This window comes from Neobacillus citreus, from assembly GCF_018343545.2.
Taxonomy (GTDB): Bacteria; Bacillota; Bacilli; order Bacillales; family Cytobacillaceae; genus Neobacillus; species Neobacillus citreus.
The window spans coordinates 13931-36087 of the sequence record NZ_JAGYPE020000007.1 but is presented as its reverse complement, the minus strand read 5'-3'; the positions used below and the strand labels follow the sequence as shown (position 1 = coordinate 36087).

General features: G+C 37.5%; 25 protein-coding genes. 7 read left to right on the top strand and 18 right to left on the bottom strand.

Annotated features, from left to right (window positions below; genetic code table 11):
• Nucleotides 1–187: 187 nt before the first annotated feature.
• From KHB02_RS06040 to KHB02_RS06025, 4 genes are all read right to left on the bottom strand, one after another.
• Nucleotides 188–1159, bottom strand: coding sequence for a PD-(D/E)XK nuclease family protein (locus tag KHB02_RS06040; RefSeq protein WP_241113746.1), 972 nt, complete (start codon nucleotides 1157–1159; stop codon nucleotides 188–190).
• Nucleotides 1160–1648: 489 nt separating this feature from the next.
• Nucleotides 1649–2368, bottom strand: coding sequence for a hypothetical protein (locus KHB02_RS06035; RefSeq protein WP_213147732.1), 720 nt, complete (start codon nucleotides 2366–2368; stop codon nucleotides 1649–1651).
• Nucleotides 2369–2439: 71 nt separating this feature from the next.
• Nucleotides 2440–2808: an HNH endonuclease gene (locus tag KHB02_RS06030; RefSeq protein WP_213147733.1), complete on the bottom strand. Its 369-nt coding sequence runs from the start codon at nucleotides 2806–2808 to the stop codon at nucleotides 2440–2442.
• A gap of 171 nt (nucleotides 2809–2979) precedes the next feature.
• Nucleotides 2980–3453: a hypothetical protein gene (locus tag KHB02_RS06025; RefSeq protein WP_213147734.1), complete on the bottom strand. Its 474-nt coding sequence runs from the start codon at nucleotides 3451–3453 to the stop codon at nucleotides 2980–2982.
• A 170-nt stretch (nucleotides 3454–3623) separates the two neighbouring features.
• Between KHB02_RS06025 and KHB02_RS06020 the strand changes: the two genes are divergently transcribed.
• Entirely contained in the window at nucleotides 3624–4061 is a 438-nt protein-coding gene (locus KHB02_RS06020) for a hypothetical protein (RefSeq protein ID WP_213147735.1), read from the top strand.
• A 103-nt stretch (nucleotides 4062–4164) separates the two neighbouring features.
• Here KHB02_RS06020 and KHB02_RS06015 read toward each other — a convergent pair whose 3' ends face one another.
• From KHB02_RS06015 to KHB02_RS29740, 6 genes are all read right to left on the bottom strand, one after another.
• Nucleotides 4165–4533, bottom strand: coding sequence for a DUF2442 domain-containing protein (locus KHB02_RS06015; RefSeq protein WP_213147736.1), 369 nt, complete (start codon nucleotides 4531–4533; stop codon nucleotides 4165–4167).
• A gap of 46 nt (nucleotides 4534–4579) precedes the next feature.
• Nucleotides 4580–5332, bottom strand: coding sequence for an HNH endonuclease (locus KHB02_RS06010; protein ID WP_241113745.1), 753 nt, complete (start codon nucleotides 5330–5332; stop codon nucleotides 4580–4582).
• A 90-nt stretch (nucleotides 5333–5422) separates the two neighbouring features.
• On the bottom strand, nucleotides 5423–5614 hold the full coding sequence (locus KHB02_RS06005) for a hypothetical protein (protein WP_213147738.1): 192 nt from the start codon (nucleotides 5612–5614) through the stop codon (nucleotides 5423–5425).
• Nucleotides 5615–5655: 41 nt separating this feature from the next.
• The gene (locus tag KHB02_RS06000; RefSeq protein ID WP_213147739.1) at nucleotides 5656–5847 is read right to left on the bottom strand and encodes a hypothetical protein; all 192 of its coding nucleotides are present in this window, start codon (nucleotides 5845–5847) and stop codon (nucleotides 5656–5658) included.
• Between the two features lie 53 nt (nucleotides 5848–5900).
• On the bottom strand, nucleotides 5901–6443 hold the full coding sequence (locus KHB02_RS05995; RefSeq protein ID WP_213147740.1) for a hypothetical protein: 543 nt from the start codon (nucleotides 6441–6443) through the stop codon (nucleotides 5901–5903).
• A gap of 322 nt (nucleotides 6444–6765) precedes the next feature.
• On the bottom strand, nucleotides 6766–6897 hold the full coding sequence (locus tag KHB02_RS29740) for a hypothetical protein (RefSeq protein WP_277398176.1): 132 nt from the start codon (nucleotides 6895–6897) through the stop codon (nucleotides 6766–6768).
• Between the two features lie 406 nt (nucleotides 6898–7303).
• Here KHB02_RS29740 and KHB02_RS05990 point away from each other — a divergent pair, with 406 nt between their 5' ends.
• Nucleotides 7304–8095, top strand: a complete 792-nt coding sequence (locus KHB02_RS05990) for a hypothetical protein (RefSeq protein WP_213147741.1) — start codon at nucleotides 7304–7306, stop codon at nucleotides 8093–8095.
• A 42-nt stretch (nucleotides 8096–8137) separates the two neighbouring features.
• Here KHB02_RS05990 and KHB02_RS05985 read toward each other — a convergent pair whose 3' ends face one another.
• Both KHB02_RS05985 and KHB02_RS05980 read right to left on the bottom strand, forming a co-directional pair.
• A complete protein-coding gene (locus KHB02_RS05985; protein ID WP_213147742.1) occupies nucleotides 8138–8965 on the bottom strand; it encodes a hypothetical protein in 828 nt (275 codons plus the stop codon).
• A gap of 55 nt (nucleotides 8966–9020) precedes the next feature.
• The gene (locus tag KHB02_RS05980; RefSeq protein ID WP_213147743.1) at nucleotides 9021–10529 is read right to left on the bottom strand and encodes a zinc-ribbon domain-containing protein; all 1509 of its coding nucleotides are present in this window, start codon (nucleotides 10527–10529) and stop codon (nucleotides 9021–9023) included.
• A gap of 658 nt (nucleotides 10530–11187) precedes the next feature.
• Here KHB02_RS05980 and KHB02_RS05975 point away from each other — a divergent pair.
• Nucleotides 11188–11634, top strand: coding sequence for a hypothetical protein (locus KHB02_RS05975; RefSeq protein ID WP_213147744.1), 447 nt, complete (start codon nucleotides 11188–11190; stop codon nucleotides 11632–11634).
• A gap of 24 nt (nucleotides 11635–11658) precedes the next feature.
• Here the strand turns inward: KHB02_RS05975 and rlmD are convergent, their stop codons facing one another.
• The gene (gene rlmD, locus KHB02_RS05970; protein ID WP_213147745.1) at nucleotides 11659–13044 is read right to left on the bottom strand and encodes a 23S rRNA (uracil(1939)-C(5))-methyltransferase RlmD; all 1386 of its coding nucleotides are present in this window, start codon (nucleotides 13042–13044) and stop codon (nucleotides 11659–11661) included.
• Between the two features lie 235 nt (nucleotides 13045–13279).
• Between rlmD and KHB02_RS05965 the strand changes: the two genes are divergently transcribed.
• Nucleotides 13280–13600, top strand: coding sequence for a hypothetical protein (locus tag KHB02_RS05965; protein ID WP_213147746.1), 321 nt, complete (start codon nucleotides 13280–13282; stop codon nucleotides 13598–13600).
• A gap of 206 nt (nucleotides 13601–13806) precedes the next feature.
• On the opposite strand, the gene KHB02_RS05960 is transcribed toward KHB02_RS05965, so the two are convergent.
• The 3 genes from KHB02_RS05960 to KHB02_RS05950 all read right to left on the bottom strand — a co-directional run bounded on the left by KHB02_RS05960 (nucleotide 13807) and on the right by KHB02_RS05950 (nucleotide 16977).
• Entirely contained in the window at nucleotides 13807–15276 is a 1470-nt protein-coding gene (locus tag KHB02_RS05960; protein ID WP_213147747.1) for a nicotinate phosphoribosyltransferase, read from the bottom strand.
• Nucleotides 15277–15339: 63 nt separating this feature from the next.
• Nucleotides 15340–15891: a cysteine hydrolase family protein gene (locus KHB02_RS05955; protein WP_213147748.1), complete on the bottom strand. Its 552-nt coding sequence runs from the start codon at nucleotides 15889–15891 to the stop codon at nucleotides 15340–15342.
• Nucleotides 15892–16035: 144 nt separating this feature from the next.
• The gene (locus KHB02_RS05950) at nucleotides 16036–16977 is read right to left on the bottom strand and encodes a diacylglycerol kinase (RefSeq protein ID WP_213147749.1); all 942 of its coding nucleotides are present in this window, start codon (nucleotides 16975–16977) and stop codon (nucleotides 16036–16038) included.
• Nucleotides 16978–17274: 297 nt separating this feature from the next.
• Between KHB02_RS05950 and plsY the strand changes: the two genes are divergently transcribed.
• A complete protein-coding gene (gene plsY / locus KHB02_RS05945; RefSeq protein ID WP_213147750.1) occupies nucleotides 17275–17901 on the top strand; it encodes a glycerol-3-phosphate 1-O-acyltransferase PlsY in 627 nt (208 codons plus the stop codon).
• 46 nt (nucleotides 17902–17947) lie between these two features.
• Here plsY and KHB02_RS05940 read toward each other — a convergent pair whose 3' ends face one another.
• Entirely contained in the window at nucleotides 17948–18502 is a 555-nt protein-coding gene (locus KHB02_RS05940) for a thioredoxin family protein (RefSeq protein WP_213147824.1), read from the bottom strand.
• A gap of 223 nt (nucleotides 18503–18725) precedes the next feature.
• Here KHB02_RS05940 and putP point away from each other — a divergent pair, with 223 nt between their 5' ends.
• Entirely contained in the window at nucleotides 18726–20204 is a 1479-nt protein-coding gene (putP, locus tag KHB02_RS05935; protein WP_213147751.1) for a sodium/proline symporter PutP, read from the top strand.
• A gap of 449 nt (nucleotides 20205–20653) precedes the next feature.
• On the opposite strand, the gene KHB02_RS05930 is transcribed toward putP, so the two are convergent.
• Nucleotides 20654–21187 carry a DUF1697 domain-containing protein gene (locus KHB02_RS05930; RefSeq protein ID WP_213147752.1) on the bottom strand — a complete coding sequence of 178 codons (534 nt, stop codon included), beginning with the start codon at nucleotides 21185–21187 and terminating at the stop codon, nucleotides 20654–20656.
• A 143-nt stretch (nucleotides 21188–21330) separates the two neighbouring features.
• On the opposite strand from KHB02_RS05930, the gene KHB02_RS05925 reads away from it, so the two are divergent.
• On the top strand, nucleotides 21331–21762 hold the full coding sequence (locus KHB02_RS05925) for a VOC family protein (RefSeq protein ID WP_213147753.1): 432 nt from the start codon (nucleotides 21331–21333) through the stop codon (nucleotides 21760–21762).
• Nucleotides 21763–22157 lie beyond the last annotated feature (395 nt).

The window sequence follows — 22157 nt, the reverse complement described above, 5'->3', positions numbered from 1 at the left end:
TCCTTTTTATGCTGAACCCTATATTGTAGATAGTTAGTTCAAAAAAATAACTTAGAAACAGGTGAAATATGTAGAATATTGAAGGAAAATTACAAAGTTTAAATATGATAATGTTACCCTTTTAACGACATCAAACCATTTTCCATGGCCTTCATACATTCTCGCATTATCTAAAAATCCTTTTATTTCAATGTTTTCTCCCTTTATCTTTTAGAAAATTGTTCATATGTGTATTCCTTAGTTCATCTGAACAAATAGCCTTAAAATTGCACCACTCACAAACTCTCTCATTTTCTGTTTTCTGAAATGTACTCAAAATTTTATCATCAGGATATCGAAGATTTTCTTCTAATTCTGTCATCCGCTTGGAACTTGCTTGAATAATACTTTTTAGGTTTTCAAAATCATATGTATCTACCGTATAATTTTTATTTATGCCCTCTTCCAAGTATTCATTGGATAATTCGATATCGGATAAGTCTGCTCCATAGGTCTTTTCTAAGTAGAGTGCATAAGTAGTAAGCTGTAGTGAATCATCCTTTGACCTCTTTCCACTCTTCCAGTCTACTATTCCATAAATATCATTATTTTGATCAAGATAAACAAGATCGGCTGAAAGAACCACTCTCACTCCATCCAAATAAAAAGATTTATATTTTTCAGCCTCCACTATTTTTACATTTCGTTTAGCAATAACCTCATTTATTGTTTTAGATTGTATAAACCCACTAACACATTCATCTATCTTTTTGGCAATAATCTGGATTAAAGTCTTATCTAAATTCCCACCATAATAGATTTCAAAAATCATTGGATTAACTCTCGGTTCTTTGTACCACAAGTTTAGACCATATTTAGTTTGACTATAATTTCGATTGAGCATATCTCGTAACAGTTTCTTTATTTTAGCTTCCGATAACACTTCTCCCGTCTCCAAAAGTGTCTTTATCTCTGATTCAATAATTTGATGCATCAATTCCCCAAAAAGCATATACATATTTTTCAAATGTTTTAATCTCCAAGCAAGTTGTAGTGTTATTGATTTACTATTCGTCTCTCCCCACTTTGCAACATAATAATTTAATACCCATTTTAATTCACATTCCATCAGCATCCTGTGTTTCGACAGCGACCAGGAAGGTTGTTGATTTTTATACAAAAAACTCACCCCTATTTCAGATTCTATTTCTCTTGTTGCCAGAGTAACTGTATTAAAAAAAGACACTTGCCAATTATTGATTGGAAAGTGCCTTACCCGTTTTATATGAAATTGAACATTTCTTTTTAGAAATAGTCATTGTTATTAACTCCTATATAATCATTACTTTTCAAGCATTATATCATAGGAACGTTCGTTCGTAAACGAAACTTCTAAGTAGAACATTATGTTCATTATAAGCCTCTTATATCTAAAAAGTAGTCAGTAATTACCTACTTTAAATAATGCTGACCAATAACACTTAATTACAAAATAGAGCCACTTTATCTAATAAATTGATAAAACATATCTATATTATTTCATAGTTTTATTCTCAGTTGGTTTCTTAAACATCAGCTATTACTACTGCTTATTTATCCTTAGTGAAGAATCATCCAGATGAAATAACGTCACTGAATACTGCATTCATTCCTTTTCAAGTTCTTGTGATTAATTATCAAAGTATTTTACCAGTCCAATATGAAGGGATTTTAATTGATTGAGAATGTCATCTAAATTTTCTTCATCAACTTTATCCTTATATTCTAATTTTAGAAGCCTACATAAATTATGCAAATATACGAAAAAGGAGAGGTTGATTAATCTCGTATCCTTTTTTAATTGAATTACTCCTTCTGAACCTTCTGAGTAAGCAGTAGGATGATATTTTAGCATGTGACTTAAACTATCAATTCTTGGATGAACAATACTGTTTGAAAGTAGCTTATAAACCTTTTGATATAATTTTTGATCATCAGGATCTATTTTAGGATGTGTTCTTAGTTCCGCAGGCACTATCTTGAACGACCTTTTATTAGCTTTCCATTTACCAAAATAACCTGGCTCTAAATAGAAATTCAATATTACAAATAAATCTTCAAGGGATGCCCTTGTTAATGAAAGAGCATCTACAGTATATCCCTGTGAAATTAAGATAATTGATGATGAAAAATGATCCTTAACTCTGATATTCATGATTCTTGTGAAATATTGTATGGAAGAATTATCCCCTTCCTGACACTTGGAATTTAAAAACTTGTCAACATCAGCAAATATCGCAAAGGTTTTCATAAAATCAATATATTCTTCCCTACAAAACTCTTTAAACTTTGTTAAAGTGTCCTCTCTTAATATTGGGGTAAACTCTATATTTCCATAGTCTATTTCCAAAGTTCCTTCCTCCATCTCTTTCTTATTTAAACCTGAGTATATAAAGTTAATTTACTTAACTTCGCAGTTGATCAACCATAATGTAACTCTCGATGGCAATTCGGACAGACTGCCATTGCATTTTCAACTGTATCTTCTCCACCATCTACCAGTCTTTTTATATGATGAACTTCTAAATAGGGACTACCATCGGATGCTCTATTAAACGGTGCTTTCTTATTACACTTTTCACAAACACCTTTAGCTCTAATTAACACCTCTGTTATCACATAAGGATTGCGTTTAAAAGCCTTTGTTGCCACTTCATATACCTCTGGATAAATGGATTTCCTATTTTCTAAGTGTCTCTTTCTCTCTATTCTGTCATCCTTCATCGCTTGTTTAACAGCTTGATAAAGTTCTTCCTCGGTCTCTACGGTTGTGTTTCTCTCTTCAAGCATTTGGATGATAATTTCATAATGCTCTTTATCAAGTTCAAATAATGTCCCACGATGAAAATGGACTGCTTGGCAATTTTCTAATTGCTCGGAGTCTCTTAAAATACTCCATTCTAAAACATTTTCGTAATCGCTAATTTTTTGAAACTCAACAAAGATTTCCTCATCCTCTTCTTATTTATCGGACACTTTGCACAGAGTAGTAATCGCTTTTACATCGCCTGTTTCATAGGCAACTACTAAATCCCCAACATCAATCTCTTGAAAACATCTTGGATTTTTACGTTGGTTCCCATTAGGATTGAAATTAGAATATGTCTGGGTTTTGCCTATCTTTATATCCGAAAAAGTCCAGTCGTATCCCGATGAATCAACATTTAGCCAATAGAATTGCATTTGATTTTTGTATTCAGAAAGAACTTCATATTCACCTCGACCAACTCTTTTAAAATATTTCTTATAAGTTGGACTATGCGTATTTTCACTCGAATTTGATAGAATAACACGCATATGACTTTCGGTAGCATCAATGTTATTCTTCTTGCAAAAGAGTTTTATCTTTTCATATGTAATTGGCTCGATTATTTCACCACTGATAACGGCTTTAACAATTTCATATCCTAAACCACTTTCCCCATGCCTTGCCATCTAAACAACAACCCCTATAATCCTAATGTTCTATCGCTCTTGATAATGTTATTCGACAAAAGCATTCAAAACCCTTGAACACCAATAGTAATTTTTATCCATAGGAATCTAATGATTTGCAGATGTTATAATTAAGCTAAACACTATGATACTTAAAAGGATTGAATGATATGAAACCGCTGAAAGCAAAGGCAATTGACTGGATTATTTCAATATGCGAACAGTGTTCAATAAATGATAAAGAGAAATTATTAATGGATTGTTTCTTTAATTTTAAGTTAGAGGGATTTGCTGATGAACCAGAGGTATATATAAAATCGACTCTTTTAGGATTAGAGATTGGATATGAAGCTACTCTGTGGTTGGATGGACATACGCCTGTTGCTGGTTTGATGAAAAAACATTTATTAACCTGGGAGACCTTGCAGTCATTAAATAACGAGAAACAGCAAGAAATGATTCTTGAATTACTTATGAAGACGATTCACTCCAGAAAAAGGCAATATCGTAAGTGCCAATTTTGCGAGGAAAAATTACCAGTAGAACATCGATTTGATAAAGATACGTGCTTTGGTTGTGCGTCTGAGCGTTGGGGAATTGTTTATTAATTCCGTAAATATAAAAAATATAATTGAAAGTAAGTACCTAATTCAATTAGGATACATTAATGAAAAATCCCCCTTTTCAAAAAGGGGGGGTTCATTTCGGATATCAAAGACGTCTAAGTAATTTAAGTAGTTTTGCATTCTCTATTGATATTTTTGATTTATAATCTTCTGGCAACCTTGTAATTTTTCGAGGGGTAATACCTTTCTTTTGACGATTCTTCAATCTATCTAAATCAAGTGCAGAATTATATAAACTTTCTGGCTCGAATTCTACACCATTTCTCCATTTAATATTCCCTGTAATTTCATCTAATTCGGCAGTCATAAACAAATTTATATCATTACACAATCCTTGTAAAAGCCCATCTTCATTTTTCAAAAATTCCTTTGTGTCTAATAATCGATATTCTTGATTTTCAAATTCCATAATGAGCTTGAATGATTTGGTTGGATAAAAAGATAGGATTTTCAATTCTACCTCTCCTTTTTTTAGAGAATACATAACTCATTGCCAAAATTCAAATACCTATAACTCTACGATTTTTCTTTTGCCAAATCAATTGTAATTTCAGATTAAGTAGGCTTCTTTCAAGATTTTGTATTTGTTTGGATAAATCATTTAATTCATTTCTTTCTATTATTACTGTATAAATCTTGATTACCTCTTCGATCTCCTTAATTTTCTCGCTCAATTTGTTCATCGCATTACTTAAATATTGTTCAATGGTAATATTCGATTTCTCTTTAAACGGTTCATAATAAAATAGAAAGTCCTCCAAAGGAATGTCAGACTTTATCTGATTGCACCGCCTACAGCTACAAACACAATTGGAAAAGGAAGTAATTCCACCAAACTTATAAGGAATAACATGATCAATCGTTGTTCCTGGTTTCGCACAATACACACATTTGTAATTGTCTCGTTCGAAAATCATATTTCGAAAGGTTACTCTGTCGTATAGCTTATAGATTAAGTTATCATGAATAATCTCCGCCATTCCTTCAGCAACTAAATGAATAGCCTTGTCATACGAGACCTTATAACTAATCGTTCTCTTATTCGATAGTTTTGCTTTGACTTTTATTTCTGAACCCTCTTTTAAGGTTGGTCTATACACCCTTTTGTTCAGATTTTCTTTTCTTTTTAATCCACACTCTTTGCAGAATGATCTTCTTTTCCTTTTCCCTCTTGATTTAAAGTTTCTATAATGAAGGGTACGACAGCAGTCAACGCATGTTTTATACAACTTACAGTAGCATCCTACCTCCATTTCCACACCTTCAATCCTATTTATTTTACTATTTTATTGGCTTTCCCCCATGTACCTCCTTAATCTGCTACTTTACCAAATATATTAAAATCAACCTTTTGCTTTTTGCAGGGGAATATCTAAAACTGCACTACATAACAACCAATCACACTGGCCCCAATCCGCTAAATCAGAACTGTCTGGATGTATCTCATATCGGTAATGAACTTCGCCAGTCAAACAATTAGGACAAGTACCTACTGTCTCCCATTGTTCATATTTTGGTGTAAGATATTCCTTCATAATTAATCGCTCCTATAACTTCTAATTAAATTGCTTTTACATTACATACTTAATTTCCACAATACAATTGTAAGTAAGCCTTGAACTATAATCGCTAATGTAAACAAAGCAATTACAACCTTTTTCCTTACTATACTTACAACGTTCGAACACTTTAGAATCTGATTAACTCCCATTATTGAAAGGATAAAACCTCCTGCTATAAAAAGCATTGCTATCTGTACAGTATTCATCCTTCCAAACCTCCAAATTGCATGATTATAGAAAGAATGGAACTTGAAATATTTTATTGAATAAAGCTCCGAAATACCCCTGCGATTGACCACTTATTACTCGAAACCCTTACTTGATGTTCAAGATATCTCAGAAAATTACTGTAGGCTTCCATATATATTTTTCCTTCCACAAACATTACCCAAATCGAATATTCAATTCTTAACCAATACCACTCATTGACCATTATTTCATCATCGATTACACTCTTCTGAAAGCATGCGAAACTCTTATCCTTTGCAATTTCTTCTATTTCTTGTAGCGTCGAACTTTCAGAAACCATTTTTAGCACAGATTCAAAACATTGCTTATACGGCTCTTCTTGGTCATAAAGAGAATACTGGAACCGTAAAAATTCCAGTAATTGTTCCGTCACGATAGCATCCCTTATAGTGAATATGAACTGATTCTCTGTTTCGCTTTGTTCGAATAAGGATATTTCCATTTCTTTGTTTATTGATTCAATCACTTTTTCTATTGAAATGTTTAATTTATTCATACTTTCTTTTTCGATAACGATGCGATTACATATTCCCATTTGCAGATATTGCCCCATTATTGATACCTCCAATTCTTAAAAAGCTATTTAATTGAAATCCCAATCATTTTCTACATCCTTCTAAGATATTTCGAAGCTCTTTATTAGCACACCACTTTTAACGTGAATCTGTTTATTGGCCTGATTTAAGGTAAAGCCTGTCACATTAGCAAAATAGTTTCATTATCATAGGATTGAACATACACTCTTACCACAATCTCTTGTTTTTTCATTGAAGCTACCATGGATTTCACTTCCTACTTTTTTGTTTAAAAACATGATTGGACTCCCCTACTCTATTTAATTTCTGTCATTGACTTGGTTCCTTGAAAGAATGGGCTTAGAAAAATAGCATTTTTAGGAATGCACCAATCATAAGCCCTACGATTAAAGCAGATAAATTAATTATGTTTTCAATAAAGAACCAACGCATATATACATGAGAACCAATCTTTTCAACTAAATTCTTCACTTTGTTTCGCCTCCTTTATTTCTAATTATCTTTTGGATTTCCATATAATCTTTGTCACCAATTATCAGTTCCTCTTTCATTCCCTACTTATTTGAAAATAATCCCTTATTACTCTGTTGTCAGAGTAACGACATCAGAAAAAACAAAAAACCGCATAGCCCAAAGGACTAAGCGGTTAAAAATTTTGAATATAGAATTGTCGAATCAATGGTAATATCCATAGCAATCATCCTATAACCAATTATTGTATTTATTAATATTTTTATCATATTCCATCTGCTTATCTACGTCAACAGAGAGATTTTGATACATAAATATCGGTTATTCAACATGTACTATCAATAAATTTGAAACTTATCTTAATCTACATCGTAAAAAGTGGTATCTATAATTGGTGGTGTTGCAATTGGAAAGTATTAACTCATTTATAAAAGAGACAGAATTCGATCTAAAACTTCAAGATGCTTATAAGGAATGCTGGTCAAGATTAATCAGAGCTGTTCCTAACTTGTCCAATGAGGATTTCTCCCATTTATCTAATCCTTTCTTAATCAAATGCTTACCTGCTTACAAAAAAGCAAAGAAGAAGGTTCTTTTTGTTGGTCAAGAAACAAATGGTTGGGAATCCTTTCGTGTAACATTAGAAACATTTCATGGTGGAAATCAAGAATCAAATAGGGATGATATCATTAATTATCTTCAATGGATGTATGAGGATCTCAGATTTCATCGTAAATGGGATTACACTCCATTTTGGAAGGGGATGCGAAGACTTTATCAAGCAATTGATGCGAATGGTATTGATGATGGTTTTCTACATACTGAATTGGTACGTTTCGATTTAAACCAAAAGAGACTGCCACAAGATGTCGAGGATTTGCTACAAAAGGAATACAATGTATTACCTATGGAAATTAAGGCTTTAGATCCCGATATTGTCATCTTTTTAACGGGGCCTGATTATGATGATAGATTAAGAGAAACATTCATTAATTCTTATGTATTAGGAGACCATCTGAAATTTGAGTTAATTAATGGATTCAAGAAAAACGAATTAATACGTTTAATTCACCCTGTCCTACCATATCATACATACAGGACTTATCATCCAGGCTATTCACTTCGTAAAGAAAATGAGGTATTCATTCCAATTGAAAAAACAATAATTAACCTGATAAACAATGAAACAAATAAATAGAACCGACTGTACAAGTTCGGTTCTTTTTCATGACTTCACAATCTAAGCATATCTCTCCACATTACTGAAGAAGGTTATCCCCGCTTTTTCATACCTATGAAATGGATTTTTACTATCCCAATCTTCATGCATTTTTATTGAAGGAAGAATTTTATCTTCTTCAATAGTAACAGTACAGACATAGTAATAATTTGATAGTAGCTCATTAATTCTTTCTTCTCTAAGATCACCCATCTTGGTTGCTTGTGCAATCTCCCCGATATAAAGATTCTTAGGAACCATATGCTCATACATGAGCTTCTTTGAAATTTGTCCTGTATCCAAAATCATCTTTGCTTTTGGAGTGATAAAGTCAGACATACTGTGTTTTCCCTTAAAAACACCCAATTGCCTATAGTAACTTTCAGTAAGATAATACAGATCGTCACCAATTCCTTTTGCACTAAGGTGGTACGCTTTTAAAACTTCGTCATCGATATGTTTCTTCAACATGAGGACATTGTATAAATTTACACTTAGGTGCTTTATATAAATGTCTCTATTCGAATCTGAAATAAATCCTTTACTAACAATATTTCTATTCGGATCTGGAGTATTCTCTATAGTCACTTCTCCTACATTCTGATCTGCAATATATCCTTTGATATATACTCCTCTTTCCATAGACCAGTTTCCGCTCCTCTTTATTGCATACCAAATTGCTTTATTTATCGCATTCACAATATATGTATCAAATTTTCTATTGTAAAACGATGATTGCCGAAACAATTCAACTAACTTTTTGTTTTCAAGTCGAGTGCCATATGGAATACTTTTTTCAAATTCTATAATGAATCTTAGTGTCTGGTCATTTAAAGATTTTTCTGTCATAAATAACTCCATCTATTTGATCTATTTAAGACGATGATCAAAATTAGTAAATTTATTAGATTTTACAATATCTACACTTAACACTTCTTCTACTATTAGGTGCATTCTTCCATTCATGGCCATTCTCACATTGCCACCAATATTCTTCTCTCGCATATGCTCCTACTTCATAAGGAGTAATATCACCATTTTTGATTGGATGCCATTGTTTAGCTATTTCTGCTTTTTTAACAGCCAAGGAGTTTTCCCTTTTGGCTTTTTTAGGCTTATAACGCCCATAAAGTTCATAACATTTAGGACAACTCTTTCCGTCAACTCGACTGTAAACAACAGACGGGTAGCTATGGTTTCTCTCGCAAATCCACCAAACTTTATCATGAGAACCTTTTGTCACATCATTTGGTGTTAAATCACCATTCTTTTTGTAATCCCATTCCAACCCCAATTGCGGGTGCGTAGTAGAAAGGCAATTCGTTTCATTTATTCTTTTACCTGCACAATAAGGACAGTTCTCTCCTCCACCAGTACGCTCATTAATCATCTTATCGTAAGTTGATTGACATATTGGGCAATCCCAATACACAAGTTGATTTGAAAAAGGTAAATATGAATTAGGTGAAGTATTGTCGTTTTTTTCATAATTCCATTCTTTAGCAATTTGGGGGAATAATAGTTCCAAGTTATATTCTTCCGTTGCTACTTGACCATCGCAAACCTTACATCCATGACCTTTTGCTTTACTACCAATTTGGGCTAACGTAGTGTGGTTTTCCTCACAGATAAACCAAGCCTTGAAATTGGAATACCGCTTGAAATGTTCAGGTCTTAAAGGATAGTTTTTCTCATAGTCCCATACTGCTTCTATTTCTGGACAATTTTCTAATAGATTATCTTTTTCAATGATAGGGGGAATCTGAGCAAGAATAGGGATATTGTCAATATCAACATTGACCTTCTTTATTAATCTATCAATATCATTTGTAAATCCTATAAATTGTTCGTCAATTATACATAATAGGTGTTTTATCATGCTACCTATCGTCTTATTAGAAGAGCGTTCATATAGATATTCCTGTACTCCCTCAATATCAAGAGGCGGTAGTCCATTATCTCTAACCCTTATTAGACGATATCCCTTATCTATTAATAATTGGCTCTTGTTCTTATCAATTACTATTCTTTCCCTATGAGTATGTCCACCATCATATTCAATGACAAGATTCAGTGAAGAGATGAAAACATCTACGGATTTATACGTACCAATTTCCTTAATAGGAGCATTTAGCTTGGTATCCCTAAAAAGTTGTTTAATATAAAAATAAATTGCGAGTTCTGGAAAGCCAACATTATATCTCTCATGGCATTTTGGACATCCAGTATTCTTTATTGCTCTACTTTTAGCTTGCGTTTCCCAAACATGCTTACACTCTTTGCAACTCCAAACAACTCTCTTATCTGAACCAACTCTTACATTGAATGGTGCGTTCTCATTATTTTCTAATGGATGCCATTCTTCAATTAAATCTGGTCGTTCATTTGCAATGAACCCTCTTGTATTCTTCATCTTTTTCTCCATGTATCTTAACATTTCATTAATTCAAGAATACCACTACCTGTGGCCCAATTGGGTTATTAGAGGAATTTTCTCTTCCAAAATCTTTTTAAACGAAACATTGAAATGTTCCCCAAGGAATATATACTGATGTCTTAAGTTTTCAAACTCATTAATCAGTAAGTATCTTTAACCTTCCTTGTTGAATATACAATTGTGATACTTGTAAAGGGAGTTCTGATCGTTTTTAGATTTTGTATTCTTGCCATATCCTGCAACAAAGTAGGTATGCCAATTCTCTTGCCTACTTTTCTTTTCCTATAAAACTCACTTTCATTTAAAATCCTTAACCCTTATACTCTACTATGTCCCCAAATTAAAATAACCCTTCCCACTCCCTTCCTCCCTCCTTCACCCCTCAATCTCTTCTCACTCTGAGGCTAACGCCCTTTGCTCACCCTTTCTCAAATCACGTTAAATAATAATAACGTTCCCGCTTTCTTTCCCACTTTTACTCATGCTTTCTCTCATGCTTTTCTCGCCTTTTCCCCCCTTCTTTTTTCGGGCATAAAAAGACCGAAGGTCTGCTGAATCGGATCAGTAAACCTTCGGTTCTGAAATGTTCTGTTTATTTTAGGTACGTTGTAATTGTGTAAGAAGCGGTATTATTATGGTGAGACAACAAGACAAAACACTCATTAAACCAAAATACTACAGTAATTCTCTTTCAAAAGTTTCATCGCATATCAACAGAGATATTTTTCAATCCTTATACCTTAACAAAAAAGAAAAAAATCTTAATTTTTTCTTCTATTTTTGTTTACTACTATGTGCCGTTAAAAAATACACCCTACATTTTTCCCCCACTCAAACCCGCATTCCACCGTTTGCTGTTAAAATAAAGTCTTTCCTTTTCTCCCGCTTTTCACCCTTTTTCTCTTCAAAAACCATCAGTTTTTCGGGATTTTTTCACGCTTTTTTTCACGTTTTTTATCGAGTTAAAATAAAGATTTTCCTTCTGACTTTTTTCTCGAATGTTGATAGGACAGCCCTGACGGGCTGTTTGCTCATGCTTTTCGGTACAGACTTTATTTTCACTGGCGGTTGCAGGTGGTAGCGAGTTTATTATAACGTGTAGCTTTTATTTTACGGTGTCACACTTTAAAATTAGTTGCGCCACGCATTCTACGTGAGTTGTCATCGGAAACATATCAACCGGCTGGACTTCCAGTGTTTTGTAGCCGCCGTCCTCTAATATCCGTAAATCCCTTGCCAATGTTGCCGGGTTACAGGAGACGTACACTACTTTTCTCGGTTTCATGTCGATGATGGTTTGAAGGAGGGCCTCGTCACAGCCTTTGCGCGGCGGGTCCACGACCAGCACATCCGCTTTATTGCCTTCCTTGTACCATTTTGGGATAACAACCTCGGCTTCCCCGACTGCGAATTCAGCATTAGTCATTCCGTTCAATGCCGCATTCCTGCGCGCATCTTCAATCGCTTCCGGAACCACTTCGACACCAAAAACCTTCCGGGCCTTTTGTGCCAAAAATAAAGAGATGGTACCAATTCCGCAATACGCATCAATGACACTTTCCTCACCGTCTAAATCCGCATATTCCAAAGCTTTATCGTAAAGCACCTTCGTTTGAACAGGATTAACCTGATAAAAGGATAACGCTGAGATTGCGAATTTCACATCGCCAATATAATCATAGATCACTTCACTGCCCCATAAAAGGTTGGTTTTCTCACCCAGGATGACATTTGTCCGCTTCGAATTCACGTTATGGACAATCGACTTTACTTTCGGAAGACGGGCGATGATTTCTTCAATTAACTCCTTTTTATGCGGGATTTCCGGTGTTCTGGTAATCAGCACGACCATGAGTTCTCCGGTTTGTTTTCCATACCGGGCCATAATATGCCTTAAAACACCTTTATGCGTTTCCTCGTTATAAGCCGGAATCCCGAGCCGTCTGCAGATTTCCTTGGCCGTCTGGATAGCTTCATTTACTTCAGGCAACTGGATGACACTTTCATCCATATCGACGATTTCATGGCTTCTTTGCTTAAAAAAGCCGGCAACCAACTTTCCGTCCTTTTCACCGACAGGCACCTGGGCTTTGTTTCGGTAAGACAAAGGGTTGTCCATTCCTAAAATCGGGTGAACTGTCACATCCTCCAATTTACCAATCCGTGTGAGTACCTGCCTGACTTGATTTTCCTTGTACTTTAGCTGCCCCTCGTAGCTGATATGCTCAAGCTGACAGCCTCCGTATTTCGTTTTCTCACTGTCAGGGATATCCACCCGATACGGACTTTGTTCGTAAAGCTCAATTAACCGCCCAATCCCATAGCTTTTATTAACCTTGATGATTTTGACTTTCGCCTTTTCCCCCGGCAGGCCGTTGGGCACGAACAGCGGATAGCCTTCCACCTTCGCCACCCCTGCCCCGTCATGAGTTAAATCTTCAAATACAACATCTATATAATCATTTTTATTGACTGGCAATGCTCTGTTCATTTGCTTCTTCCTTTACGTCTCTATTTACTAGCAAAATTTTATCATAAAGCAGTATCAAATGCGAAAAGACCCTTTTCCAGCTTATCAAGGACATTTTCATCTGATTTGGATGCGAATTTGTCCTTGAAAAAATAATATTGTAAAATAGGCACAAAAATTGTCAGAATATTTTTGTTTTAAAATATAATGATAGTGTATATGATTAAATTATCCCTTTTGGAAGGAGTGGATCGCGATGAAGATGATAAAAGGCTTCTCAATCATCATGTTCCTTGCCTTTCTGGCCTTCACCTTTTTACATTCTTCAAATTCGCCTCCCCACCACCATCCAGAAAGCAAGGCAATCATTCAATTAGATGATTGGACAGCCAAGCATCAATGGAACGATGAGAAAAAACAGCCATTTGACCTGCATCTATTTTTCCTGCTTACATCCATTATGCCTTTCGCAGCAATACCTCTCCAATTTTTTCAGACCAACTTCAGAAGAAGGCAAAGTTTTCTTATCCCCATTTTTTATCAAGCTAACTATGTGATTAAAGCCTCCCTTTTTTAAATAAATTTAAAAATAAGGGAGGAAATATAAATGGCAATGTGGTTCCGACTATTAATGATTGGTTACTTTTCCTTAACAGCAGCTGGACTTCTGACCTTCCAAGGCATCGAAATTTACCATGCCTTTATCGACTTCTTTAAACAAAAGTAAAAATAAAAATAAGGCTGCCCCCTCAATCAGGATGAACCTCGGGGGCAGCCTTTTTGTTATTCTTCTTCTTTCATCGCTTCTACTTTATCTTTCACTTCTTCGATATTTCTCATTTTGTTATCCCAGCATTTTTGGCTTAAGTCCACTGGATAATGCTCTGGATTCAGCATCCGCTTGTATTCATCCCAAAGAGCAGCCAAATTTTGTTTTAAATAATCCCGGGATTCCTCCAAACAAGGAATTTCATAAACATACTCCCCGTTTACAAAAATATCCTCATGAAGTTCTTTTGCTGTAAAATTCGTGACCACCTTATTTAGATACGTATGGGTCGGATGGAACATGCGCAGCTTCTTTTCCGGAAGCTTTTCACCCTCCATCGCGATATAATCCCCTTCCGCATGATGGTTTGTATTATTGATAATCCGGTAAACCTTTTTCAGGCCCGGGGTTGTTACCTTTTCAGGGTTGGAAGAAATTTTAATCGTATCCTCCATTTCACCCGCATCGTTTTCAATCGAGACGATTTTATAAACAGCACCTAACGCAGCCTGGTCATAGGCAGTGATCAATTTCGTGCCAATTCCCCAGCTGTCGATTCTCGCGCCTTGCGCCTTCAAGTTAATAATCGTATATTCGTCCAAATCGCTCGAGGCAAAGATTTTTGCATCCTTAAAACCTGCCTCATCCAACATTTTCCTTGCTTCCTTGGAAAGATAAGCAAGGTCCCCGCTGTCAAGGCGAATGCCGATGAAATTAATCGTGTCCCCCAGTTCCTTTGCCACCTTGATGGCATTTGGTACGCCAAGGCGAAGCGTATCATACGTATCCACTAGAAAAACACAATCTTTATGGGTCTCGGCATATTTATGAAAAGCAAGATACTCATCCTTATAGGCTTGCACCATGGAATGAGCATGTGTCCCAGCCACAGGGATCCCGAACATTTTCCCCGCTCTAACATTGCTGGTAGCTTCAAAGCCGCCTAGATATGCAGCTCTCGTTCCCCAAATAGCGGCATCCATTTCCTGAGCCCGTCTTGACCCAAACTCCATCGCTACTTCATTGCCGACAACCTGCTTGATTCTTGATGCCTTCGTGGCGATTAATGTTTGATAGTTCACAATGTTAAGCAAGGCTGTTTCAATGAGCTGCGCCTCCGCAAGTGGTGCTTCCACTCGCAAAATTGGCTCACTGGCAAAAACTAGTTCGCCTTCTTTCATGGACCGAATGGTTCCAGTGAAACTCATCCCTTTTAAATAGTCTAAAAAATCAGCCTGGTAGCCTACTTCATTTTTCAAATACTCGAGGTCTTCCTCACTAAAACGAAAGCCTTGAATAAATTGGATGACTTTTTCAAGACCGGCAAAAACGGCATAGCCATTACCAAACGGCTGCTTGCGGAAAAACAATTCAAAGACAGCCCGTTTATTGTGAATGCCGTCCCTCCAATACGTCTCTGCCATATTAATCTGGTAAAGATCTGTATGCAGACTTAAACTATCATCATGATAAATGTGTTTCATAATTGACCTCCGAGGTACTAATACAGCTTTTTACTATTATATCCCATATTACCATTAATAAGTCTATTTAACCACAACGCCTAGCGACTGTTCGAAGTGGCCGAGAGCCCACTCATGCCCCGCCGGATTAAAAGAAGCAACCGCATCCTTGTAAACAACAATCTTAAAGCCTTTGTTATAGGCGTCAACAGCGGTATGGAGGACACAAATATCGGTACATACACCAACTAGGTGAACCTCCGTGATTTCGCGCTCGCGCAGCTTGATTTCAAGGTCTGTCCCAGCAAAGGCAGAGTATCTGGTTTTATCCATATACTTGACATTTTCCCGTTCCTTATTTTCCTCATATACTTCCTGCAGCGCCCCGAATAAATCCCTACCGGAGGTGCCGCGCAGGTTATGCGGCGGAAATAGCTTTGTTTCCGGATGAAATTCATCACCTTGGTCGTGGACATCAATCGCAAAAACAACATAGTCGCCGCTTGCAATAAACTCTTTTGTCAGGTCTACAATCTTCCCCTCAATAGCCTGCCCTGGTGCGCCACAGGTTAATGCCCCGGCATCGGCAACAAAATCAAACGTATAATCAATATTTATTAACGCCCTTTTACCCATGTGAAATCGCTCCCTTTAATCGTGTCATGACTTATGTCTTTAATTCATTATACACAGTCTTTTAAACCTTTTCACACAATTTAGAACATATAAAAAAGTCCGCTCCATCTGGAACGAACTTTTGCGATTGTATTTATTTTTCCTCTAACTATATCGCTTTCCCGGAACCCAATCCGTCGGCCGGTCATTTGGACGGATATCATCAAATCGGACGAATACTTCCAAATGGCGGTACAGGTTTTCGAATTCGGCCGGCAGCAAGCCGCCAAATTCTCCGTCTAAATTTAACTGCACCTTTTCATCTGAGTACACTTTCACTCGGTTTGCTTTGGTATAAAGGACGTTTGGGTCATTGACATGCTCACCGCGAACAGCTAGCGTTGCAACCCTAATAAATTCAGCCAAATTTACTTTTTTCAAAATCAGCAGTGAAAATAATCCGTCGTTAATTGATGCATCTGGAGCTAACCTTTCAAATCCACCAATGGAATTGGTCAACCCAATAAGAAACATCATCGCTTCCCCTTCGAATATTTTTCCATCATATTCAATCCTGAGATGGGAAGCCTTAATTGACGGCAGCATTTCCATTCCTTTTAAGTAGTAGGCAAGCTGACCGAGCATTGTTTTTAACTTGCTGGGTACCTCATAGGTTAATTCGGTAATCCTGCCCCCGCCGCCAATATTAATAAAATATTTATCATTAATCCGGCCAATATCAACAGGAATGAGTTCCCCGCGTGTGATAATATCAACTGCTGCCGTAATATCACGCGGTATATGCAGAGCCCTGGCAAAATCATTGGTCGTACCGGCAGGAATAATCCCTAGTCTCGGACGGTAGTCTTGCTCAGCAATACCATTAACCACTTCATTAATTGTTCCGTCACCGCCAGCAGCAATGACCACATCGTACTGACGTTCCACAGCAATTCGCGCCGCCTTTGTCGCATCGCCCGCACCTATTGTCGCGTGGCAAGATGCTTCATATCCGGCGAGTTCTAATTTTTCAAGGATTTCCGGTAAATGACGTTTAATCATTTCACGTCCGGAAGTAGGATTATAAATCAGTCTTGCTCTTTTCATCCATCATCATCCTAATTTTAATATCGGCTTGTTATTTCTATATTCTACCAATTATTGTAATGCGTTACAATTATGCCTTACATCCTATTTTTAGGCAAAAACGTCCCTTTACTATAATACCTTTGTTTTATTTTTTTGCAAAAAATAAGCGGACTAAATTTAAAAATAAAAAACGTACGGACACTGACCCGAACTCTTTCATATATCGTATAGTTTCCAATTCGTGAAAATTAATCAAAATAATTCCATTTATTTATGATAGAATAAAAGAAAATTCTATTATAAGGGAATGATTTAATGTTCTGGTGGCTGCTGCTAGCTTCCTATATTATCGGAAGCATTCCAACTGCATTGATTATAGGAAGACTGGTCTACGGTATTGATATCCGTGACCACGGCAGTAAAAACCCCGGCGCTACCAATACGCTGAGAGTTTTAGGCAAAAAGTCCGCCGCCTTTGTGCTGGTGATCGACCTAGCCAAAGGAGCATTGGCTGCGGCACTCCCGTACTTTTTCCAGCTTGATGCAGAACCGCTTTACTTTGGTCTCGCAGCAGTAGTTGGCCATTGCTTTCCCATCTTTGCCGGCTTTCGCGGCGGCAAAGCCATTGCCACAACCGCTGGCGCTTTGTTGGTTGCCAATCTTCCATTGCTCGCAATAGCTTACATTACTTTCTTTGCCGTTATTTTTTTGACCAAGTATGTATTTTTCGGTTCTATATCTGTCGGTCTCAGCCTGCTGGTCGTTGATCTAATGTCGCCGAAACTGGATTTTGAACTGATATTTCTCCTATTCTTCTTCTTTTTAATCTTTCTGCACCGTTCTAATATTAGAAACTTCATTCTAGGGATTGAGCCAAAAATCAATGACAAAAATTTAAGCAAAGACCGGATTCCTCCTAAAAATAGCGGAATTAAATTTTAAAAAAAGGGCCCCGAATCAACTGTATTTGTCGCCGGGGCCCTTCATATTACTTTAATAAAACAGCCATGATGCTGTTTGCAACCGTCTGCCAAATGGAGGCATCCGTTTGATAAGAGGCAGCTAGTTGCTTATACATAGCAAGCTGTTTTTCCTGAAAATCCTCTGCATCCTTGTCCGGCAGGGCAGCACGTTCTCTTTCCACCCTCGCCTGCACTTCCGGTGCGCGCGGACCCCAGACTCCGATTTCAGTTCCTTCTTGGTCGATAAAAATAAAGATTGGAATCGCCCTTGATGTACCATTGGTCAAGTATTGGTCCATCAATTCCAGATTTTGATCGCGCAGGACCATCCGTACGTCCATGTCCGCTGCCTCGGCAATTCGCAGCAATACCGGATTATTCAGCAGCGCATCCCCGCACCAATCCTCTGTCAAAACAATCGCCCTCAACTTCCGAGGCTTTAGCGTTTCCAGCCTGGCTGTATCCTCTTTTTTTAAAGCAAACTTCTCATAGATTGAAAGCATTTGTTCCTTATTTCGAGTCATCGCGCCAATGTACTCATTGGCCGTCATTCCTTTTTCGAACCATTCATTTAAATTCATCATTTCCCAACGCTTCTTTTTCCTTTTATGATAAACATTTTAAATATGAATTACTAAAACACCGCTTACAGCTGGTTATCATATTATTCTAAAAATATTAATAATTATTTTAGTAAATCAATATTTTGGTAGTGGAATTTTATACAGCAAACAGATAAAATATAAATACTGCAGAAAATATTATTCTAAATATTTTCTGTTTTTAAAAAAAGGGGGTAAATGTATGACCAATGAAACTTTACAACTTGTTTCGATTGGAATTTACTTGGCCGCGATGCTGTTTATTGGCTGGTATTCCTATCGAAAAACAAGTAACCTAACTGATTACATGCTCGGAGGACGTTCTTTGGGTCCTGCTGTAACCGCTTTAAGTGCCGGTGCTGCCGACATGAGCGGATGGCTCTTAATGGGACTGCCTGGGGGAATTTATGTAACCGGTTTAGCCGATGCCTGGATTGCTGTCGGTTTAACAATTGGTGCTTACCTGAACTGGTTATTAGTTGCACCGCGCCTTCGCTCTTACACGCAAGTAGCAAATGACTCCATCACAATTCCTAGTTATCTAGAAAACCGCTTTAAAGACAACACGAAATTGCTCCGTATTGTATCTGGTATTGTCATTCTTATTTTCTTTACTTTCTATGTTTCATCAGGGATGGTTTCTGGAGCAGTCTTTTTTGAAAATTCCTTCGGTACAAGCTATCATACCGGACTTTATATTGTTGGCGGCGTTGTTGTGGCCTACACCTTGTTTGGCGGATTCTTAGCCGTAAGCTATACTGACTTCATTCAAGGCTTAATGATGTTGATTGCTTTACTTCTTGTTCCAGCACTTGGGATTTTTAAAACAGGCGGCCCAGCAGAAACGTTTGATACGATTCGCGCCATCGATCCGACCTTACTTGACTTCTTTAAAGGAACTACTACTCTTGGAATTATTTCAGCAATGGCTTGGGGACTTGGCTACTTTGGCCAGCCGCATATCATTGTCCGCTTTATGGCCATTAAAACAGTTAAAGAAACAAAAAGTGCCCGCCGCATTGGTATGAGCTGGATGATTATCTCGTTGATTGGAACAATTTTTACCGGATTCATTGGACTTGCTTATTTTCATGAGCATACTGAGCAGGTGTTAAAAAATCCGGAAGCTGTCTTTATTTCACTAAGCCAGATTTTCTTCCATCCGTTATTTGCCGGCTTTGCCTTAGCCGCGATTCTGGCAGCGATTATGAGTACAATTTCTTCTCAGTTGATCGTTACTTCCAGTGCGCTGGTTGAGGATTTGTACAAAGTAGTCGTGAACAAAAAGGCATCTGATAAACACTTAGTTTTCTTAGGGAGAATGGCAGTACTTATCGTAGCTGTTGTTGCCTCTGCACTTGCCTTTAAGCAAAACAGCACAATCCTTGACCTTGTTGCTTATGCATGGGCAGGCTTCGGTGCTGCGTTTGGTCCGGTCATCCTATTAAGCTTGTTCTGGAAAAAGATGACGAACTGGGGCGCCCTGTTTGGAATGATTGTAGGGGCTATCACAGTTATCGTTTGGAAAAATATCGGACTTGGCGATACGCTGTACGAAATTGTCCCAGGCTTTGTTTTCAACCTTGTCGTATCTGTTGTTATCAGCATGATCACATATAAGAAAAATGATGTAGTTGAGAAAGAGTTTGACGAAAGCGTACGGTTGTTGAAACAGGAATAGATTTATGAGGGAAACGCTCGGAATATTTGATCCGAGCGTTTTTTTTGCATTTTCTAGTGTAGCTTATCGCATTTTCCTCCCTAAAAATAGAAAAACTAACCGAGTTCGGTTAAATTTAGCCTTTATATACTACTCAATTCTTCTGAGGTTCAGTGGTTCGGGTTCATATGGCCTTTATATGCTACTTAACTCTTCTAGTGTTCATCGGTTCGGGTTCATATAGCTTTTATATGCTACTCAACTCTTATGGGGTTCGTCGGTTCGGGCCCATATAGCCTTTATATGCTACCCTACTCTTATGGATCTCGTTGGTTTGGGCTCATATAGCTTTTATATGCGACCGAACTCTTATGGGTTCAGCGGTTCGAGCTCATATAGCCTTAATATACGACTGAACACATTGAAAAGAATACTGTTCCAGCCACAAAAAACACCAATGTTCTCAACCTTTATGCTTTTGCCAGAGAATCGAGTTTAACTACCGTCTTCCAGTTCCTCACGGTCGCAGGAACACCTAACTTCGGAAGCTGTTGTGCCAGCTTGGAGGTCCGAATACTTTGGCGGAGATACAAATAGACATCTTTTCCCTCTATTCTAAATTCATCCTGATTACTTTGGATGGAGGCTAATTGTTGGATTCCTTCCTGTGACGGTTCCCCTGCCAAAAAAGCTACCTGTACACTTTCGTCTTCTTTTAATGACTCCGTCGGGAATGGGCATGTCCGGATGATTCGTTCAAAATCCTCTGCTGTCCTTAAAACAACCGGAACCGGAAATCCAAATTTCTTGGCGATTTCATCTTCCAAAAGTTTGGTAAGCTTTTCCGGCTTCTCGTTTGATTCAAATAGGACGTTCCCACTTTGAATATAGGTTTTGACCTTTTTTAGCCCTAGCTCTTCCAATAGACTTTTTAAGTCTGCCATTTTGATAATATTGTGCCCGCCAACATTTATGCCTCTTAACAGAGCAATATAAATGGTCATAGTTAGCCCCTCACTTTTTCCCGCTTTTCTTTCAATCTTACCATTTCTTATCATGGATAAACGAATTGAAATTGGTATGAGAAGGAGTTTTTTGAACGTTTAGAGAAAAAATAAGTAATAAACATTTTTTGGAGGTTTTATTGATGATTCCACAACGAGTAAGCCTGGTTACCATTGGTGCCTATAATCTGCCTGCGCTGCGTGCCTTTTATAAGTCTTTGGGCTGGGAGGAAACTGAGTTCAGTTCTGACCAATATGCTGTTTTTAAAACGGCTGGGGTACTTCTTTCTCTGTTTCCTATTGAGGAGCTGGCGAAGGATGCCGGGATTGAATTTGGAGGCTCTGTTGAACATTATCGACCTGTTACCTTGGCGATTAATGTGGACCATAAGGAACAGGTAGATGAAGTGATTGGGGAAATCCGCGGGGCAGGGGCCCGAATCTTAAGGGAACCAAGCGATGCCTTTTGGGGCGGGCGGACAGCCTATTTCGCCGATCCAGAAAATAACCTCTGGGAAGTCGCCTGGAATCCGAGTTCCGTGTTTGATGAGCGGGGAGCTATGATTTCTTTCTAATTATTTTGATTTGGTATTTTCATAACTACCTGGAATCTGAGCCTAGTCTACTTAGGGCTTTATGAACATATTATAACTCCCTGGCATCGAATTCCGTGCTCCTTCGGGCGTTGTGCAAATTTCATAACTACCTAGTCCTCAGGCTCAGCTGCCTTTCAGGCGTTATAAACCATCCATAACTACCTGAGCCACGGGCTCGACTACCTTTCGGGCGTTATAAACCATCCATAACTACCTGAGCCACAGGTTCGACTACTTTTCGGGTGTTATAAACCATTCATAACTACCTGAGCCACGGGTTCAACTGCCTTTAAGGCGTTATGAACCCTTTCATAACTACTTGGTCCACGGGCCCGCCTGCCTTTCGGGCGTTATAAACCCTTCATAACTACCTG

Excerpts from the sequence above, each read along its gene's own strand:
- KHB02_RS05960 (WP_213147747.1), bottom strand. The coding sequence starts at position 15,276 with ATGAAACACATTTATCATGATGATAGTTTAAGTCTGCATACAGATCTT.
- KHB02_RS05965 (WP_213147746.1), top strand. The coding sequence starts at position 13,280 with ATGAAGATGATAAAAGGCTTCTCAATCATCATGTTCCTTGCCTTTCTG.
- KHB02_RS06020 (WP_213147735.1), top strand. The coding sequence starts at position 3,624 with ATGAAACCGCTGAAAGCAAAGGCAATTGACTGGATTATTTCAATATGC.
- KHB02_RS06010 (WP_241113745.1), bottom strand. The coding sequence starts at position 5,332 with ATGGAGGTAGGATGCTACTGTAAGTTGTATAAAACATGCGTTGACTGC.
- KHB02_RS05995 (WP_213147740.1), bottom strand. The coding sequence starts at position 6,443 with ATGGGGCAATATCTGCAAATGGGAATATGTAATCGCATCGTTATCGAA.
- KHB02_RS05980 (WP_213147743.1), bottom strand. The coding sequence starts at position 10,529 with ATGAAGAATACAAGAGGGTTCATTGCAAATGAACGACCAGATTTAATT.
- KHB02_RS05955 (WP_213147748.1), bottom strand. The coding sequence starts at position 15,891 with ATGGGTAAAAGGGCGTTAATAAATATTGATTATACGTTTGATTTTGTT.
- putP (WP_213147751.1), top strand. The coding sequence starts at position 18,726 with ATGACCAATGAAACTTTACAACTTGTTTCGATTGGAATTTACTTGGCC.
- KHB02_RS05930 (WP_213147752.1), bottom strand. The coding sequence starts at position 21,187 with ATGACCATTTATATTGCTCTGTTAAGAGGCATAAATGTTGGCGGGCAC.
- plsY (WP_213147750.1), top strand. The coding sequence starts at position 17,275 with ATGTTCTGGTGGCTGCTGCTAGCTTCCTATATTATCGGAAGCATTCCA.
- KHB02_RS06000 (WP_213147739.1), bottom strand. The coding sequence starts at position 5,847 with ATGAATACTGTACAGATAGCAATGCTTTTTATAGCAGGAGGTTTTATC.
- KHB02_RS05950 (WP_213147749.1), bottom strand. The coding sequence starts at position 16,977 with ATGAAAAGAGCAAGACTGATTTATAATCCTACTTCCGGACGTGAAATG.
- KHB02_RS05925 (WP_213147753.1), top strand. The coding sequence starts at position 21,331 with ATGATTCCACAACGAGTAAGCCTGGTTACCATTGGTGCCTATAATCTG.
- KHB02_RS06005 (WP_213147738.1), bottom strand. The coding sequence starts at position 5,614 with ATGAAGGAATATCTTACACCAAAATATGAACAATGGGAGACAGTAGGT.
- KHB02_RS05975 (WP_213147744.1), top strand. The coding sequence starts at position 11,188 with ATGGTGAGACAACAAGACAAAACACTCATTAAACCAAAATACTACAGT.
- KHB02_RS05940 (WP_213147824.1), bottom strand. The coding sequence starts at position 18,502 with ATGAATTTAAATGAATGGTTCGAAAAAGGAATGACGGCCAATGAGTAC.
- rlmD (WP_213147745.1), bottom strand. The coding sequence starts at position 13,044 with ATGAACAGAGCATTGCCAGTCAATAAAAATGATTATATAGATGTTGTA.
- KHB02_RS06030 (WP_213147733.1), bottom strand. The coding sequence starts at position 2,808 with ATGCTTGAAGAGAGAAACACAACCGTAGAGACCGAGGAAGAACTTTAT.
- KHB02_RS05985 (WP_213147742.1), bottom strand. The coding sequence starts at position 8,965 with ATGACAGAAAAATCTTTAAATGACCAGACACTAAGATTCATTATAGAA.
- KHB02_RS06025 (WP_213147734.1), bottom strand. The coding sequence starts at position 3,453 with ATGGCAAGGCATGGGGAAAGTGGTTTAGGATATGAAATTGTTAAAGCC.